This is a genomic window from Vibrio xiamenensis, from assembly GCF_900100015.1.
Classification (GTDB): Bacteria; Pseudomonadota; Gammaproteobacteria; order Enterobacterales; family Vibrionaceae; genus Vibrio; species Vibrio xiamenensis.
Genome location: NZ_FNDD01000002.1, coordinates 1 through 18,653 on the forward strand (window position 1 = coordinate 1; position 18,653 = coordinate 18,653).

An 18,653-nucleotide genomic window follows, 5' to 3' on the forward strand; every position below is an offset into this window, starting at 1 on the left:
GTCGCCACCACAGTAATGTTATGGATGTTGCTGGCAAGCTCATAATCGTTAGTAAACGCGGTTACGCCTGCTGCGGTTAACGAAATTTCACCCTCGTCATTGATTTCAAACAGACCATCGAGCGGATCGCTCTCGCCATAAGCAATGGAATAGCTCACGGTCTGCGCTTCAGGATCAGTGGCCGAGACTTGGCCAATCACGGTGCTGTCGAGCGAGTTTTCGTTGTAGCTAAAGACGTAACTGTCGCCTTCGGTTGGCGGCACAAACACCGGCGGCTCGTTGATATCCAACTCATTGAGTGTCACCGATATTTGGTTGCTGTTGCCGGCTGGGTCAGTCGCCACCACGGTAATATTGTGGGTATTGCTGGCGAGCTCATAGTCGTTAGTAAACGCGGTTACGCCTGCTGTGGTTAACGAAATTTCACCCTCAGCGTTGATTTCAAACAGACCATCGAGCGGATCGTTGTCGCCATAAGCAATCGAATAGCTCACGGTCTGCGCTTCCGGATCGCTCGCCGATACTTGGCCAATCACGGTACTATCGAACGAGTTTTCGTTGTAGCTAAAGACGTAACTGTCGCCTTCGGTTGGCGGTACAAACACCGGCGGCTCATTGATATCCAGCTCATTGAGCGTCACCGATATTTGGTTGCTGTTGCCGGCTGGGTCGGTCGCCACCACAGTAATGTTATGGATGTTGCTGGCAAGCTCATAATCGTTGGTGAATGCGGTTACGCCTGCTGCGGTTAACGAAATCTCACCCTCAGCATTGATTTCAAACAGACCATCCAGTGGATCGCTCTCGCCATAAGCAATGGAATAGCTCACGGTCTGCGCTTCAGGATCAGTGGCCGAGACTTGGCCAATCACCGTGCTGTCGAGCGAGTTTTCGTTATAACTAAAGACGTAACTGTCGCCGTCGGTTGGCGGCACAAACACCGGTGGCTCATCGACATCCAATTCACTAAGAGTGATTTCAATCGGCGTAACTTGGTCACCAACAGTAACTAGCACAGTTATGGTGTGCTGATTAGCATCTAACTCGAAATCGTTAGCAAATGAAGCCACACCCTCTTGAGTTAAATGTATTTCGCCTTGTGCATTAATTTCAAAAAGTCCCTCGAGAGGATCGCCTGGCTGAAATTGAATAGAGTACTGAGGAACTTCTCCTTCAAGTAATTCCAAATTGACGACAGCCAGCACATCATCTACCGACGAATTTTCAAAATACTCGAACAGATTAGTGCCTTCAAATACGACCAAGCTTTCTGATACCAACTCAAGTAAAGATAGACTTTGGGTTTCAGACAAGCCTTGAGACTCAAGCCCTGAAGTATCAAAGGAAGTCGATGCCAACAGCTCAGCGCCAGTGCGCTCAACTGTACCAGTTCCGGTAGGGCTTGAACCATTTTGCCCCGCAGCGGTTGCCAAATCAGGATTTTGAGTCGGGTCTTCCCCAGCTTGAATTTGCTCGATCAATTGCGCAATTTCATTATCTACGGAAATATTATTTGCTTCCCCCGAAGTCTCGACCAGTTGAACTTGAATCCCTTCGCTACTGGTTAAGTCTTCTCCTAGCTCGACAATTACCTCACCTGGTTTAGGTGTCTCGCCCGCGGCTAACGTACGAATTTGACCATTAACATCAATAATAATGGTGGCCAACATGATGTTAGAAACATTCGCAGTGTTCATGGTTTCTATCCTTGTATTGCGATGTCGAAGCCAAGCGTTAAATAGACTCGGGGCTTCTATATTGTTTCTTCAAAATTAGCCGAGCCCTTCTATGTTATCTATGTTAATAACAACAAAGTGCTATCGAAAAAATACAACCTATCAATTACATTGATAATTTTTTATTGAACTAACTTCGCACTTTTTAGGCTATTAACTAAGCTTCTTATGATTTAGTTATGTTACCCGCCGTATTTTCTCTGTTATGAAAATTAGGTAGCTCTCACCGACGAATAAGGAGAGTCCTGTGAACTGGAAATATCCCTTGCTCATGAGCTGTACAGCGCTTGCGACCTGGCAGGTAAATGCTCAAACACTCGAACAAGCCGTCGCTATTACGTTAGCGACCAACCCCGAGATCAAAGGCATTTTCAATGAATACGTTAGTTCAGTAAAAGACAACGATGCTAGTGGTGGTGCCTATCTACCCAAACTTGGCATTGATGCTGGAATTGGCTACGAAGGCCTAAGACCACCAACGGAGACTGGTAGACAAGACACCGATTTAACTCGTAAGGAAGCATCTATCACGTTTACACAACTGATTTGGGATGGTTCTTCAACGTGGAATGATATTGATAGAACGGCTGCAGAAGCAGAATCAATTCGTTGGCAAATATTCGCAGATGCATCAGACATCGCGCTGCGAGTCACTCAGGTGTATTTAGAAGCGGTCAAAGCAACCGAAGTATTAGCACTATCAGAGAGTAACTTATCGGTTCACAAAGATATCTATCGTGATATTAAACGCCGCGTGGACTCAGGAGTCGGTTCAACTGCGGATCTATCACAAGTTGCAGCACGTATATCCAAAGCTCACGGCAATTTACTGGCGGCACAAAATAACCTTTTCGATACTCATACTCAGTTTCGCCGTCTAGTCGGACAAGAACCTCTTGGATTGATCTACCCTCGCGCTGACGAATCTAAGCTGCCCCTGTCGTTAAACGATGCATTGGCCGACGCGTATGATAACCACCCTGTGATTAAAGTGGCTAACACTGATGTCGATTCCGCCCGTTTTCAGTACAAGCAATCCAAAGGATCATTCTTTCCCACCTTTTCAATTGAAGCCAGCCAAACCTGGCGTGATGATGCAGCTGGAGATGAAGGACGCAGCGACGAGACTCTAGCCATGCTACGAATGCGTTTCAATCTCTACAATGGTGGTATCGACAATGCTTTGTCGGAGAAAGCCGCTTATCAACTCAATAAATCGAAAGATTTACGCGATGATGCCTATCGTCAAGTCGAAGAGAGTTTACGTCTGTCTTGGAGCGCTCTGGATCTTACCTTGCAACAAAAAGATTTTTTAAGCGATTTTGTCGATTCGACATCGAAAACCGTGATTGCTTATGAGAAACAGTACCAAATTGGTCAGCGCACTTTACTCGACCTACTCAACACCGAAAACGAGTTGTTTGAAGCGCGTAAAGACTATCTTGATGCGCACTATGCTGAGCAGTACGCCAAATATCGTGTGATGAACGCCGCGGGCAACTTACTCGACGCCTTACTGGTCGACATTCCTGAAGAATGGACTCAACGAGTGGAGTACTGATTATGAAGCTTATCAACACAATTTTTATAACCCTCTCCATCACCGTGTTATTGAGTGCCTGTAGCGCAGATAAATATGCCTACATCGACACGCCAGTTGCTAATCAGATTGCCGATCTGCAAGATGATGATCAAGATGGCGTAGTCAATGCTCGCGATTTCTGTCCAGGCACACCAAGCGGAGCTCAAGTTGATAACGATGGCTGCGGCGCGACCATGCGCACCGAAGACAAACGACAATTGAGAATTCTGTTTGCTAATGATTCCTATGAAATTAACCCTGTATTTAGCGACCAAATTCGTAGCATGGCGGAATTTCTAAAAGCCTATCAATCGGCTTCAATTGAAATTCAAGGCTATGCGAGCAAGGTAGGTGAAACCGACTACAACTTAGCACTGTCTAAAAAACGCGCTGTTGCGGTAGAAAAGAAACTGATCTCTTATGGTATTACCCCTAAACGAGTACGAATTGTCGGCTATGGTGAAACTCGATTAGAGGCTTCTGGCGATGACCCAGCTTCGCATGCTGTGAACCGAAAAGTAACCGCAACCGTCGTGGGTCTTACGGAGAATGTTGTCGAAGAGTGGACGATATTTTCTATCAAAGAGAAATAATAAAAGGCCCCGAATCGGGGCCTTTTAATTTCCAAAACCGTCAGTGCTATTTTGCTTTTGGTAGCGATTTACGCAGTAGTGTATAGCCACAAACCGCCGCCAGCGTTGAGCCCATTAAAATGCCTAGGCGGGCATAAGTGTCAAATTCTGCATTCACATCACCAAACGCCAGTGAAGAGATAAAAATCGACATGGTAAAGCCAATACCGCACAACACAGACACCGCAAAAATATGTTTTAAGTTAATACCTTCTGGTAACTTCGCCACACCTAATTTCACTGCAGCCAAGCTAAACGTGAAGATACCGAGAGGCTTACCAACAAACAAACCGAGCGCAACACCAAGTGGCAACATAGAGGTCAAACCGTCAACCGATACACCTTGCAGTGAGATACCCGCGTTAGCAAACGCAAACAGTGGCAAAATAGCGTACGCGACATATGGATGCAATGCGTGTTCTAGATGTTTAAGTGGCGATGACTCGCCTTCTTTACCTTTCAACGGAATCGCGAAACCAATGACTACGCCAGCAAGCGTTGCATGGACACCCGACTTAAGTACCGCTACCCACAAAATCGTACCAGCAATCAAATAAGGCGTTAGCTTAGTAACACGTTTAGCGTTAAGCATGAATAACACGCCGGTCATAATAAACCCGATGGTCAACGCTAATGTCGACAAATCGCCTGTGTAAAACAGCGCAATAATTATGACCACGCCCAAATCATCGATGATCGCCAAAGCCAATAGGAAGACTTTTAAACTGGTTGGAACACGGTTACCAAGCAGCGCCATAATGCCCAGAGCAAACGCAATATCCGTAGCCGCAGGTATTGCCCAGCCTTGAATGGCTTGTGCATCACCCATATTGAATGCCACATACACAAGTGCAGGAGCAAGCATACCACCTAAAGCAGCAATCGCAGGAAAGATCGCCGTTTCTTTAGATTTCAACGCACCATCAAGCAGTTCTCGTTTTACTTCCAAGCCAATTAACAGGAAGAAAATCGCCATCAAGCCATCATTAATCCAGTGAGAAAGTGACATTCCAAAAACATAAGTATGTAACGTACCTTGATACAACTCATTCAACGGTGAGTTGGCGATAACCATAGCGATCGCCGCGGCGATCACAAGCAAAATACCGCCTGCAGACTCCATTTTGAAAAAATCACGAATCACATTAGCCATCAAGCATCCCTTAATAAATATTCATAATTACTAAACAAACAATGCAACAAGTGTAGCGATAACGCTAAGCAAGGAAAAATCGCTTGTTTAGATGTTTTAATTCGGTTTTTCCGATAAAAACCTTTTAATTGAACGTAAAAACCATAGTTATTATACGTCTTTACAGGATAGTTGATTTTAAGAGGATATGACGAAAGAATTGCAGAAATTGGGCAGTTAGTAGCCGACCAACTGCATGAATCCATTACTATTATGGCTGCCAATTGTCTGAATCGCACCCTGCCAATATGGCACCACAAATGGCAACCACTGATGGGCGTTAAGCGGGCTTATTCGAACATTGACACCATACTTAGGTACACGCAGTTCCCACTCGAGTGGTACGGTGCGACCATTTTCTAAAATGTGATGTAGAAGCGGTTCTAGAATAATTTGTTGGTCGTTAAGAGGAATATATTTTCCGTCATTGGTTGCGACATAGCCGATGATAAACGGCGATTGATCTTTCTGCCGGTAGCGGTGAATAGACAAAGTGGAATTATCATCAAGGTGAAGAACAAACCAGTCCCACCCCTGCTGCTTGTCCGACAGCAAACCACTGCCCCACTCTTTGCTCAACCAACCTTGGCCACTAACATCAAGCTCGCGCCCATTATTGAGTTTTAGTTTGCCATTTACATTAAGAAACGGAGAAGCAACATTATAGGAAGCGATCGGCAAGAAAGCGTCCTTTTTAACATAGCCTTTCTCACCAGGTAGCACATAAGGCCCTGTTGCGTTGATATTCAAATCCAGTGAAAAATCATCAGATTGCGCATTAAACTGACCAGGAAATGGCGTGCGTCCCAACGAGCGCCAGCGCCAATTATCAATCCAGACTCGAAACGGACGAACATCCATGCCTGCTTGTCCAATACCACCGCGCGCCACACGTTGTTCATGAATACCCGTCTCCGCGCTGGCAATCGATATATAAGAAATGTAGATCTGCGGGTTGTGCCAGCCGCTTTGGTGCGATTCATCGTTGGCTACGCGAAAGTAACTCCATTCTATTCCGTACTTTTTGCCTCTTTGATCTTCGACATTAGCGAAAAAGTGCCACCATTCATGTTGAAATTCATCATGGAAGCGAAAATCCTTTGGCAGCTCAACCGAAGTATTCGGTAACACCGGCTCAAATACCGATTTGTTTGACGTCGTTAATACCGATTCGTATTCATTGAGCGAAGGAAGTTCAGTGTGAGAGGTTTTCTGCCAATAGAGCCAACCAAACGCAGCCACAGAAACAAAGCCGATAACCGCAACGATTAAAATCAAAATCTTGAAATTTCTTCTCATTACAACGCGTCTCTGAGTAGTTTAATTGGCGTGTTTTTAGCAAGTCTTATCACTGGAATCGCACCAGCGATAACCAAAGACACCATCGCTAGAATACTGGTGTAAAGATAAGAACTTGGAATAAATTGCAGCTCAAGCGTCCAACCAAATGACTGTTTAATGATGATATCAACCACCAATTTCGCCAGCACGATACCAAGTGGCATGGCAATCAAAATCGCAATCGCACCAAAGACGCACAGTTGCAAACACCCAGCCAAAATCAGCTCTTTTCCTGACATGCCTAAACAGCGCAGCAACGCAGAATGCCGCTGACGAGAGATCTCGCCAGCCAAAGTAGCAAAGAAAATACCAAACACGGCAATCACCAAGGTGATATTGCCAAGCGTATCTGCAATCGAGAAAGTACGGTCAAAGACTCGCATCGCCTGCTTGTGAATTCGACTGTTATCGTACAAACGCTCAGAATTGAGTCTAAACACCGACTCTAAACGGTGCTTAAGATTGCTCACATCTGCGCCAGATTTAGCCACAGCACCAAGCGCCACGTTGCCGCTGCCGGCATAAGAATACAGCCAGTTGCGATGCGAAAGCATGATCTGGTTGTACGGATTACCGTAATCGTAATACACCCCGACCACGAGCCAGCTTTCCCCAAGCGTACCTGGTAAGTTGATCTTATCGCCCGGACGAATACCCTGCTTAATTGCCATTGATTCACTGATCATCAAACCGCGGGAATGGTGCAAATGGTACCAGTAATCCGGGATACCGATTTTCACGGTCAACGCATCAAGCTCACCTTGTGAAGCACCAATACTCACCACTTGCATGGTGCCAGTATTACTCGTGACTTCTTTCTCCCAGCGCCACCACACGCTCTTCACATCCGGCTGTTTAATGAGCCAATCACTCATGCGCGCGGCATTACTGGTATTTGGATAAATGTATAAATCCGCCGCTAAACGCTGGTTCAACCATTTGTCGGTGGTGTCGCGAAAGCTGCCCACCATGGTCTCAACGCCAATATTGGCTGCCATCGCAAGCATAAAGCCCATCGTTGCAACACCGCGATAACTCATGCTGGAAGCCGCATCAGCAAAAAACCAGCGGACTTTGACCCAGCGCAGTGAGAACGACAAACTATTAAAGATTTTCCAGATCAGGAATGGGGTGAATAATGCCGCGCTGAGCAACATTAAGCCGATGATAGCAAAGCCCGATTGCTGAGTTTTTGGCGCTTGGTACACCGCAATCGCAGCGACACACAATCCACAAGCCACCAAAGCTTGAATCGCAAACTCGATACCGGCAAAACGCACTAATGACAAACGAGCGCTCAAACGAATCGGCTGAGTGCGAAGCAAACGCACTAAAGGCCATGCACACGCCAAAATGGAGCCTAGGATCGTCATCGACAAACTGTACATACTCGAAGACCAGCTCCAGTTGATCGATAAACCGACGTTGGCGTTATACAGGTCATTCAAACTGTCTGACACCGCAGGAATCAGCTGGTTTGCAAGCAACAGACCAAATATATTGCCGCACAGCCAACTGATGATGATCAGTAGCATTAACTCCAGCATCAGTGCTTGTGCTAATTGCCAACCCGATACGCCCAGTTGGCGCAGCGACCCAACCAAAGGTTGGCGTTGAATAAACGACAGAGAAAGCGCTTGATAGAAAATAAATAGCCCGACAAGGAAAGCCAACATTCCCATCGCGCTCAGGTTAACGTGAAACGCTTTAGTCAGTGATTCAAGCTCGGCACGCGAGCTGCGTGACAATGACATGCCATTTGGTAACAGAGAACGTAAAGCAGACAGTTTTTGATTCGACATTTCGCCGCAAGCAATGACCGAAATCCCCGAACTGCGCTCCATATGACGTAATAGCGAGAGATCGGCGATCACTTGCGTTCCGCTGACCACATCGTTTTCGTCAACCAATAATGGCCCGAGCTTACGGCCATCATCCAGTTCTAAGTAATCGTTAGATGTGACGCTTAAATATTTAGCTAAATCTTCACTGATAAGCACCGGATACGGCGCATGCATTAAGGCTAAGGTTGGAACGTTACCCAGTAACGTATCTTTTTTCAGGTCGATCATTGCCACCGGGTCAATACCGACCAATTGAAGATCACGACCAGACTGGGTTCGCAGACGCAATAACTCCAGCGGCGCACACTCTTTAAAACCATCACGGCGCAACTGAATATAAAAACCTTGGGGAATTTTGTTGATACTGTGTTTAGGGCGGATACGATATGGAAGCGGATTAGCGAACAGCTTTTCGCCATGCTCATAACTGACGCGAGCATGGTGGTTAATAGCCGTTACGCCAACCAAAACCGACACGCCTAGCGTTAATCCTAGCCAGACGAGTAATATTTGGAATGGATAACGTCGGTAATGACCAAGCAGCGCTTTAACTACGGGCCATAACATTCAATACGCCTCCCTGTAGTCGAATACACCCTTCCATATGCTTAGCCACGTGCTCACTGTGCGTCACCAGTAATAACGTGCAATTTAGCTGGCGAGTGAGTGAGGTCAATAAACGCATCACCGCTTCCGCATTGCGTTCATCTAAGCTTCCGGTTGGTTCGTCTGCTAGCAGAATTTGTGGCTCCATGTACAAAGCACGAGCAATCGCCGCGCGTTGCTGTTGTCCACCCGAGGCCTCTTCTGGATAGCGACCAAGTAGAGGCATGAGATTCAGTGACGTGACAATTTGGCGCCACAGCCCTTCATTCTCAGGCAGACCTTTAAGCTGACGGCAAAAACGAATGTTATCGGCGATGTTAAGCGTTGGAAGCAAGTTAAACTGCTGAAAGATAAGACCAATATTGTTACGGCGATACGCGGTACGTCGAGTTTCGGTAACTTCGTGCATGGCAAAATTCGGAAACAGAATTTCACCAGAATCCACAGTATCTAGCCCTGCTATCATATTCAGCAAGGTACTTTTACCGGAACCGCTTTCCCCCATCAGGGCAACTTGTTCACCACGGTCTAAAAACAACTCAGCGCCCTGTAAAACCGGGTGAAATTCTCCACCATCCACATAGCCTTTACAGAGATCTTTAAGTTGTAACATTCAACATCTCACATTCGTTTCATAGGGGTATGTGAGCCTACACCAAAACCGCGCTGGTAGAAAGTGTTTTGGCGGTAGCGTCACAATCTATGCAACTAATATCGTTAACAAAGTCATCTATGCTCAATTCTCAATCAGGTTACGCATCCATTTCTGGCTACGTAGCCGATACAAAGATCCAAACCACTTCACCGCTTCTTCAGTCAGACACAGCCAATACATCCACCAAGCCGCGGCTTGAAAACATAATACGTTGCAGCGTAATCGGTAAAGCGATAGTGATCAGTCGACGCAGAAAGTCGCCTTTAGTATGCTGTAACGCAGTGGAAAACAAAGACAAAGTATCACTCCGTGAATAAATGGCTGACGATGGGAAATTGAAGTGGCCGTTAATATACTGAGATGTTGATAGCCAAACTAGCGAAATCACAGGGGTTGAAAGTGAAGAAAATTTTGGTTTTGGGCGCATCAGGCTACGTCGGTTCGCAGTTACTACGCCAACTGATTGACGAAGGTCATCAAGTCACCGCAGGCGCACGTCAACTCAACTATTTGAAAGCACGCACCAAAAGTCATCCGCTGCTTGAATACCAATACATTGACTTGAGTGACCGTCAAGCCACTTTGGATTTGGTGCGCGATTTTGATGTGGTGTACTTTTTGGTTCACGGGATGGCGCATGGCCACGATTTTATCGATTATGAACTCGCATTAGCCGAAAACTTTCGTGATGCGCTGGCAAACAGCCAAGTAAAGCACGTGATCTATTTAAGTGCGCTGCAACCGCAGACCGCCCATTCTGATCATTTAGAAGCGCGGCGCAAAACCGGTGACATCATTCGCCAAACCCAAGTGCCAGTGACAGAACTGCGCGCCGGCGTCATCATTGGCCCAGGCTCTGCCGCATTTGAGATTATGCGCGATTTTGTTTACAACCTACCGATTCTTATTACCCCTAAATGGGTCGATTCCAAAGCCAATCCAATTGCGCTGGATAACCTCAACCATTACTTGTTAGCACTCAGTCACCACGCTCCTGACCAGCATCAATGCTATGAAGTTGGCGGGCCGGACGTTCTCAGTTATCGAGAACAATTTCAGATCCTTTGCCAGCAAAGTCATCACCCTTATCGACTGCTCGCAACCCGCTGGCTTACGCCATCGATGGCATCGAAATGGTTAAGCTTAATTACCTCAGTGCCCGCCTCAATTGGTAGTGCGCTACTCTCAGGGCTTGAGCACGATTTTATTGCCGATAATCGCGCTATCGATAAACGCTTTCCACAAAATCTAATAAATTTCGAGCAAATGGTGCGCGTCAGCCTGAACCAAGAAGGTCAATTTGTGCGCAGCGATGTATGGGGGTTTGACCCCGCTGCGCTCAAACGCTGGCAACCGGGATTTGGTTACTACCCAAAACAGACCGGAGCCAGCATTGATACCGAGTTAACGGCCAAGGAACTGTGGCAAATCATTCAAACCATTGGCAGTAAAGAGCAAGGTTATTTCTTTGCCAATGCGCTGTGGCGAACTCGCGAATGGCTCGATGTCTTATTTGGTGCGGGAAGGCCGATTCGCCGCTCTCCACCCGGGCCAGATTTAATGGTTGGCGATTATATTGATTCCTGGAAAGTGATTCGCTGTGAGAAAGCACGCTTTTTATCGCTATTTTTTGGTATGAAAGGTCCTGGCCTTGGACGCCTAGAATTTACCATTAGCGATCTAGGCGACAAACGCCGCCTTAATGTCACGGCTTGGTGGCACCCCAAAGGCTTTCCCGGCCTTGTGTATTGGTTTGCGATGATGCCCGCTCACCTATTTATTTTTAAAGGTATGGTACGTGCGATTGTGCGAAAAGCGCGCCGAGCAAAGAAAACAACCTAAACACGCATCTTTTGGGCGAGCAACAGCCTAAAAATAGACACATTCGCATCTAACAACAAAAAGGCCGCAATCACGCGACCTTTCATTTTTAAAATAGATTTAGCGTAGCCAGTTCGTTTTACTCAACTCGACAATTTCATCTCCGCGACCATTGATGATCGCTTTCATCATATAGAGGCTAAATCCTTTGGCATGTTCCATTTTGATTTGTGGTGGCATGGCCAATTCTTGCTTCGCAGTGTCTACTTCAAGCACTACTGGCCCCGGATAGTTGACCGTTTCGGCCAGCGCGCCAGGCAGCGCTTCGGGATCTGAAACATGAATACCCTTGATACCACACGCATTGGCAATATTGGCAAAGCTCGGATTGTCCAAGTCGGTGTCGTCTGACAAATAGCCGCCTGCTTTCATTTCCATTGCCACAAAACCCAATGAGCGATTGTTAAACACCACAATTTTAATTGGCAAGTTTAACTGTTTAAGCGACAACAAATCGCCCATCAGCATCGAAAAGCCCCCATCACCACACATGGCAATCACCTGACGCTCACGGTCTACCGCCTGAGCCCCCATCGCTTGAGACATTGCATTAGCCATCGAGCCGTGATTAAACGAACCGATCAAACGACGTTTGCCATTCATGGCAAGATAACGCGCCGCCCAAACGGTTGGCGTGCCGACATCACACGTAAAAATCGCATCCTTCGCGGCATGTTCACTGACAAGACGCGCCAAATATTGTGGGTGAATCAAGTTATGCGAAGTTTTGCCACTGGCCAAATCGTCCAGATCTTTACGAGCGCTTTGATAATTGGCTAAGCAACTTTTTAAGTGTTTATCTGAACGTCCGGTATGAATCAATGGCAGCAATTTTTGCAGGGTGGTTTTGGTATCGCCCACCACACCAAAATCGATTTGCGCATGACGCCCCAATGAAGCCGGATTGTGGTCAATCTGGACAATTTTGGCTTTCTCAGGATAAAACTCTCGATAAGGAAAACTGGTGCCGATCAAAAGTAGTGTATCGGCTTGCTCCATCGCATGGTAACCCGATGCAAATCCGATCAACCCGGTCATTCCGACATCGTATGGATTGTCGTACTCAAGGTACTCTTTGCCGCGCATTGCGTGCACGATCGGCGCTTGTAGTTTGGCAGCGAGCGCCACCACTTGGTCGTGAGCATCTTTCGTCCCAGCCCCGCATAACAACGTAACTTTGCTGCTGTGGTTTAAGCTGTCGGCTAACTGCTCAAGATCGGCGAGCTCTGGAGTATAAAACGCGGGTTTTGGCAGGCTCCATTTCGGTTTGACGCCCTCTGGCATCGCTTTAAGCGCAACATCGCCCGGCAGAACTAACACCGCCACGTCATTATGCAGTATCGCTTGGCGCATCGCGGTTTCTAAAATAAACGGCATCTGCTCTGGGTTTGAAACTAACTCACAGAAAACACTACACTCTTTGAATAGTTCCTGTGGGTGAGTCTCCTGAAAATAGTTGGTGCCGATTTCTGAAGACGGAATGTGCGCCGCAATCGCCAATACCGGCACTTTATTGCGATGACAATCGTAGAGGCCATTTATCAAGTGCATATTACCCGGACCACAAGAGCCGGCGCACACCGATAATTTACCAGTGATATGGGCTTCTGCACCCGCAGCAAACGCAGCGACCTCTTCGTGTCGAGTACCTAACCATTCAATGCTACCGATTTTTCGTAAACTGTCGCTGATGCCGTTAAGCGAGTCACCAGTGACTCCCCAAATGCGTTCAACACCGGCTTGGCGCAGCGTGTCGGCAATAAAATACGCAATGCTATTACTCATATACTTTCCTCTTTGACTGACTTTATCGTTTTGAATTGATGAGGATTTCCATCAGTGAAAACGTGCTTAAGATCTCACTTTTCCATCATCCTCTTCGACCAAAACTTGTTCAAGTCAAAAATATTTGAATCTTTGCAATATTTTTTTATAAGAGAGTGTTTTTTAGAATTAATGCAACTATGCCCCATCGCTGGGCATTAAAACGCAGCCACAAAAAAGCCGCTGTCATGCAGCGGCGTGTTATGAGTAATAAGCTTGGCGGCTTGAATGCTAGTAATGGACTTATTTCACTTGAAAAGAGAGCGGAATTTCCGCAAGCTGAGTCCCTTGATTGGCCGGAAATACTTTGTATTCACCATGGTATTTCACATTAGACTTGTAGTCGGTGATCTTATGCACCATAAAGCCCGCTTTCGTTGCTGCTTCAACAAAGGCGGCGTGGTGTCCGCGTACAAACCAACTCATCGGCTTCACCAAGTTTTCACCATCAAAACAAGCCTCGCACTGGTTAGCGCACAGTGCCAACGAATTTTGTCCATCGGTATAAATTTGTACTTTACCTGCGCCGACCAAAGCTTCCGAAGTCGACACTTCCCAGCCAGCGGCTTCCATACAATCCAAAAACGCCTCAATCGCGCTGTCTTTAACCGAGTTTTCTGCTGGGTGGTTAGCGAAAAATTCGGCATAGAAACTCGAAATACGCTGAAAGATCATCATCAAAGCGGCATCGTTACCTTTTGAGCGCCCAGCTTTTTGCCAGCGCGTCAAATCATCGCCCACACAACGGTCAAAACGCTGATCTTTTAACGCTTTAGTCACCCAACGCACCAAATAGTGATTGTTGGCCACTGGCGCATTGGCCAATTTGCCGCTTTGGTGTTCGTTGCCAAGCTCTGCTAGAGCGGTGTTGACAAGGTTTTGAATTTCAACGGTATAAGAGGTCATTACGCTTTTCTTCCAAATATCCAATAGCATGCTGCTGACAGCACAGAACATAAACTCATTACGCATAGCATCGGCCAAACCACGCCTGATGGCATCGCGGCGACAATCATACCGATAATTGACCCCATGCCAAACCGTAATGTGCCCGCCAGAGAAGACGCTGTGCCAGCAATGCGCGGATAACCGCTCAACAGTAGCCCCATTGAGTTACTGCCGATAGTCGAGAGCGTACCGATGTACATCACTACAAACGCTACCGTGCCCCAAAGGCCCCAGCCCCAAACCCAGCAAGAGAGCAGCCCTAAACCTGCAATAAGCTGCACTGTCAAACCAAAGCGCAGCATGGCATGAGAACCCACTTTACGTACCAGTTTGCCATTGAGTGTGGTCATAAAGATCATCGCCACAATATTAAGGCCAAACAGATAACCAAAATGCTCTGGACGCACGCCGTAGATATCGATGTAAACAAATGAACCGGCGGTTAAAAACGCAAACATACCTGAAAATGAAAACGCACCGGAGAGCATCAAGCCCATCGCCACTGGATTGGTCAGCAACTTAGAATAGTTGCGCAGCGTGGTCCATAAATGCAGCGGCTGACGATTTTCAACGGGCAGCGTTTCAGGAATTTTCCACATCACCAGCACAATCACCAAAATGGCAAAGATCACTAAGAACCAAAAAATTGCGCGCCAACCAAGTAACACCGCGATATGGCCGCCAATCATCGGGGCAATCAGTGGGGCGATGGTGATGACCAAGGTCACGAACGACATAGTGCGAGCAAAATCTTCGCGGTCAAACATATCGCGGACCACGGCTTGAATGATGACCGCCGCCGCCGCACCAGCAAAACCTTGCGCAGCGCGAACGGTCGTCAGCGCATCGATGCCATGAGTGGTCGCGCTGACCATAGCCGCAACGCCAAAGAAGAACACGCCAAGCAGTAACACTGGGCGACGACCGAAGCTATCAGCAAGCGGACCATGAATTAACTGCCCAACAGCAAATCCCATGGTATAAGCCGTCAAGGTGATTTGTACCTCACCGGCTCCAACACCCAAATCCTTGGCAATGGAAGGCATCGCGGGCAAATACATGTCGATCGCCAGCGGTGTTAATGCGCCAATCGCACCTAAAACCAAAAACAGAAAAAAGCTCAGTTTCGGTGCATTTGTTGATGTTGAAGGCTGGGGTTGCATAAATCTCCTGTTCTCTTAACGATGAGTACCGCCATAAAAGGCGGTACGTCAGACTATTCTTACATTAAATACAAGCTATTAGGCCGGCTATGCTCACTGAAAATGGCGTAAAAAACTAGTTCTAATTAGGAAATAAACTATTTCCTTTGCTTAGTTATTATTTCTAATAACGCTTACTTCCAAATAGAGTCAATCTCTTGCTCTGTCAAAGCACGGTATTCACCAGGCTCTAAGCTCTCATCAAGGATGATGTCACCGATACGTTCTCGGTGTAGATGTTCAACTTTATTGCCAAGCGCAGCGAACATACGTTTCACTTGGTGATATTTGCCTTCATGAATCGTTAGTAATACTTCATGTTCTTTTGCATCGACGATTTCAAGTTTGGCCGGTTTGGTCAGTTCGCGCTCATTTCTCAATTCGATACCTTGGGCAAACTGCTCAACGTAGTGCGCTTCAATCGGGTCAACCAACCATACGCGATAGGTTTTCTCGCATTTGTGTTTTGGCGAAGTAATACGATGTGACCACTGGCCGTCGTCGGTGATCAAAACTAAACCTGTGGTGTCGACATCCAAACGTCCGGCAAAATGCAGGTCTTTACTGTTGACTTCATCAAGCAGCGTAAACGCCGTTTGGTTAAAACCATCTTCATGAGAACAAACAAAGCCTTGTGGCTTAAATAACATCAAATAGCGAGGGCCTGGCTTGGCAAGTTCGCGTCCTTGCCACTCTACACATGCGCCTTCTTGAACTTTAAACGCACCGCTTTTTTGCACGACGTCGTCAACACTGACCTCGCCACTTTTAATGATTTTTGTCGCTTCTCTACGTGTTGCACCCAGTGCATCACACAAATATTTATCTAAACGCATGAATACCTCATTGTTGCTTGCTGCGGTATTATAGTCAGCTAACACCAAATAGTTGAGCTATTTCACAGAATTTATGTACACCTTACGCCCTTACCAAGCCGATTCCGTCAAAGCGGTTCTGCATTACTTTCACAAACACTCCACCCCTGCGGTGATTGTACTTCCCACTGGCGCAGGCAAAAGCTTGGTTATCGCCGAGCTGGCAAGGCTTGCCAAAGGCCGCGTGCTGGTGCTGGCGCACGTCAAGGAGTTGGTTGAGCAAAACCACGGCAAATACGAAGGCTATGGTCAAAAAGGGGCGATATTTTCTGCAGGGCTTGGGCGTAAAGAGACCGACCAACAGGTGGTGTTTGCTTCGGTACAATCTGTAGTGCGTAATCTTGACGCGTTTAAAAACCAGTTTTCGCTGCTAGTGATTGATGAATGCCACCGCGTGCCAGATGACAAAAGCAGCAGCTATCAAAAAGTCATTAGCCATCTGAGAGAGCTCAATCCTGGAATAAAAGTTCTGGGTTTAACGGCAACGCCGTATCGCCTCGGAATGGGCTGGATTTATCAGTATCACACTCGTGGTCAAGTGCGCAGTGAAGAACCGCGCTTTTTCCGCGACTGCATTTTTGAATTGCCGATCCGCTATCTGCTTGATGAACAGTTTCTCACTCCAGCCAAAATGCTCGATACACCGGTACTGAGTTACGATTTCTCTCAGCTCAAACCTGCCAATACGGGGCGCTATAAAGAGTCAGAACTCGACAGCGTGATCGATAAAGACAAGCGCGCCACGCCACAAATTATTCACCAAGTGATTGATATGGCGAAAACTCGCCAAGGCGTGATGATTTTCGCCGCCACAGTGCGCCATGCGAAAGAGATCCACCAGCTTTTGCCGCAAGGTCAAGCGCAGCTTGTGATTGGCGACACGCCAACGCCAGAGCGTGATGACATCATTCAGCGCTTTAAGCAGCGTGAGATCAAATACTTGGTTAACGTATCGGTGCTCACCACCGGGTTTGATGCACCGCATGTCGATTTGATTGCCATTCTTCGCCCCACCGAATCCATCAGCTTGTATCAACAGATTGTCGGGCGCGGGCTGCGTTTATCACCGGGCAAACATGATTGTTTGGTGCTGGATTATGCAGGCAATAGCTACGACCTTTACCAGCCAGAAGTCGGCGATCCCAAACCGGACTCCGACAGCGAAATCATCACCATTCCCTGCCCGGCCTGCGGTTTCAATAATAACTTCTGGGGCAAACTCGATAGCAATGGCTTTTTACTTGAGCACTACGGCCGTAAATGCCAAGGCTTTTTCACTGACGAAGACACTGGCGAGCGTGAACACTGTAACTACCGTTTTCGCGCCAAGTATTGCCCTGAGTGCGGCGCCGATAACGACATTGCCGCGCGTATTTGCCATGAATGCGATGCAACGCTAGTCGACCCAGATAAAAAGCTCAAAGAGGCGCTCAATCTTAAAGATGCATTGGTATTCGAATGTTCCGACATGCAGTTGTCCGTGCACAAGCTTGAGTCAGGGAAAAGCCAACTCAAAGTCACCTACCTTGGTGACAATCAAGCGCAAGTACATGAGTTTTGGCCGCTTTCGACCCAAAAACAAAAGGCAGAGTTCAAAAGTCGCTTCGTGCGCCCACATCTTGCCGACAAACACCGCCCGTTTGAAGAAGCCTCACCAAGTAAAATCGTTGCCAATCAACACCGATTTCGTCCGCCACAATTCGTGATTGCGAGAAAAGTGGGTCGATTCTGGAAAATGCGCGATAAAGTGTTTGAGGATGAGTTGACCCAAGGCTGAACATCATTCACCCTAAATTCATACTAAAACGCGTAAACTCAAGATAAGTATTTGATAGAGGTAACACTTATGAGAGCAACCGTGCTGCCGATTTCACTCACGCTGAGCCTTTTTTTGCTCATTACGCAAGCCTTGGCGCAAGAGACCTCGTCACTCACTGATGGCAATCAAGATCCCCATGCTATCGTTAACGATGTGGTCAAACCTGGCACCGAAGTGGATATCGATGAAGACCAAGATGATGTCTACGAAGCGGTAAAAAATGGCAAAATCCGCCCGTTTTCAGAGCTATATGACGAAGTCGAAAGCGATTTATACGGACGCATTATCAAAGTGGAACTGGAAGAAAACGACGGTGAATGGATCTATGAGCTGAAAATCATCCACGATGGTACTATCGTGCAAGCGCAGTACGCCGCAGCAACATTAGAAATGCGCTTGCTCAAAGGCCACAATTTAAAAAACGTACTGAAAAGCGCCACATTAACAGTAGAGTCGCCCTAACGACAAGTCATAACCTAGCGTGCCACACCGTGCTAAACGCCAGCGCAATTGATA

The 18,653-nt window shown here is 47.1% G+C and carries 14 protein-coding genes and 1 pseudogene; 5 read left to right on the top strand and 10 right to left on the bottom strand.

All coding sequences use genetic code 11. From position 1 onward, the window contains the following. Nucleotides 1-1,697: pseudogene (locus BLS03_RS01685) on the bottom strand (cadherin repeat domain-containing protein); the annotation flags it as partial. A 310-nt stretch (nucleotides 1,698-2,007) separates the two neighbouring features. On the opposite strand from BLS03_RS01685, the gene BLS03_RS01690 reads away from it, so the two are divergent. Together BLS03_RS01690 and BLS03_RS01695 are read left to right on the top strand one after the other, a co-directional pair. After that, a complete protein-coding gene (locus BLS03_RS01690; RefSeq protein WP_093268796.1) occupies nucleotides 2,008-3,297 on the top strand; it encodes a TolC family outer membrane protein in 1,290 nt (429 codons plus the stop codon). Nucleotides 3,298-3,299: 2 nt separating this feature from the next. Next, nucleotides 3,300-3,911, top strand: a complete 612-nt coding sequence (locus BLS03_RS01695; RefSeq protein ID WP_245696537.1) for an OmpA family protein — start codon at nucleotides 3,300-3,302, stop codon at nucleotides 3,909-3,911. A 46-nt stretch (nucleotides 3,912-3,957) separates the two neighbouring features. Here BLS03_RS01695 and nhaA read toward each other — a convergent pair whose 3' ends face one another. The 5 genes from nhaA to BLS03_RS25590 form a co-directional block, all read right to left on the bottom strand. Next, nucleotides 3,958-5,103: a Na+/H+ antiporter NhaA gene (gene nhaA, locus BLS03_RS01700; protein ID WP_093268803.1), complete on the bottom strand. Its 1,146-nt coding sequence runs from the start codon at nucleotides 5,101-5,103 to the stop codon at nucleotides 3,958-3,960. Nucleotides 5,104-5,319: 216 nt separating this feature from the next. Beyond that, a complete protein-coding gene (locus BLS03_RS01705) occupies nucleotides 5,320-6,441 on the bottom strand; it encodes a lipocalin-like domain-containing protein (RefSeq protein WP_093268806.1) in 1,122 nt (373 codons plus the stop codon). Further along, on the bottom strand, nucleotides 6,441-8,894 hold the full coding sequence (locus tag BLS03_RS01710; protein WP_093268808.1) for an ABC transporter permease: 2,454 nt from the start codon (nucleotides 8,892-8,894) through the stop codon (nucleotides 6,441-6,443). Before BLS03_RS01710 ends, BLS03_RS01705 begins: the two co-directional genes overlap by 1 nt. Next, on the bottom strand, nucleotides 8,875-9,546 hold the full coding sequence (locus BLS03_RS01715) for an ABC transporter ATP-binding protein (RefSeq protein ID WP_093268811.1): 672 nt from the start codon (nucleotides 9,544-9,546) through the stop codon (nucleotides 8,875-8,877). Before BLS03_RS01715 ends, BLS03_RS01710 begins: the two co-directional genes overlap by 20 nt. 199 nt (nucleotides 9,547-9,745) lie before the next feature. Beyond that, nucleotides 9,746-9,886 carry a hypothetical protein gene (locus tag BLS03_RS25590; protein WP_176765497.1) on the bottom strand — a complete coding sequence of 47 codons (141 nt, stop codon included), beginning with the start codon at nucleotides 9,884-9,886 and terminating at the stop codon, nucleotides 9,746-9,748. 101 nt (nucleotides 9,887-9,987) lie between these two features. On the opposite strand from BLS03_RS25590, the gene BLS03_RS01720 reads away from it, so the two are divergent. Beyond that, entirely contained in the window at nucleotides 9,988-11,430 is a 1,443-nt protein-coding gene (locus BLS03_RS01720) for a DUF2867 domain-containing protein (protein WP_093269557.1), read from the top strand. Nucleotides 11,431-11,529: 99 nt separating this feature from the next. On the opposite strand, the gene poxB is transcribed toward BLS03_RS01720, so the two are convergent. The 4 genes from poxB to rsuA all read right to left on the bottom strand — a co-directional run bounded on the left by poxB (nucleotide 11,530) and on the right by rsuA (nucleotide 16,279). Next, the gene (poxB, locus tag BLS03_RS01725) at nucleotides 11,530-13,254 is read right to left on the bottom strand and encodes a ubiquinone-dependent pyruvate dehydrogenase (protein ID WP_093268813.1); all 1,725 of its coding nucleotides are present in this window, start codon (nucleotides 13,252-13,254) and stop codon (nucleotides 11,530-11,532) included. A 282-nt stretch (nucleotides 13,255-13,536) separates the two neighbouring features. Then, nucleotides 13,537-14,199, bottom strand: coding sequence for a DUF2913 family protein (locus BLS03_RS01730; protein WP_093268816.1), 663 nt, complete (start codon nucleotides 14,197-14,199; stop codon nucleotides 13,537-13,539). Then, nucleotides 14,199-15,404, bottom strand: a complete 1,206-nt coding sequence (locus BLS03_RS01735; protein WP_093268818.1) for a Bcr/CflA family multidrug efflux MFS transporter — start codon at nucleotides 15,402-15,404, stop codon at nucleotides 14,199-14,201. The genes BLS03_RS01730 and BLS03_RS01735 overlap by 1 nt, the downstream gene beginning before the upstream one ends. Before the next feature lie 173 nt (nucleotides 15,405-15,577). Then, nucleotides 15,578-16,279 carry a 16S rRNA pseudouridine(516) synthase RsuA gene (gene rsuA / locus BLS03_RS01740; protein ID WP_093268821.1) on the bottom strand — a complete coding sequence of 234 codons (702 nt, stop codon included), beginning with the start codon at nucleotides 16,277-16,279 and terminating at the stop codon, nucleotides 15,578-15,580. 73 nt (nucleotides 16,280-16,352) lie between these two features. On the opposite strand from rsuA, the gene radD reads away from it, so the two are divergent. After that, the gene (gene radD, locus BLS03_RS01745; protein WP_093268823.1) at nucleotides 16,353-18,095 is read left to right on the top strand and encodes a DNA repair helicase RadD; all 1,743 of its coding nucleotides are present in this window, start codon (nucleotides 16,353-16,355) and stop codon (nucleotides 18,093-18,095) included. A gap of 69 nt (nucleotides 18,096-18,164) precedes the next feature. Then, nucleotides 18,165-18,599 carry a PepSY domain-containing protein gene (locus BLS03_RS01750; protein WP_093268826.1) on the top strand — a complete coding sequence of 145 codons (435 nt, stop codon included), beginning with the start codon at nucleotides 18,165-18,167 and terminating at the stop codon, nucleotides 18,597-18,599. The last annotated feature ends 54 nt before the right edge of the window (nucleotides 18,600-18,653 follow it).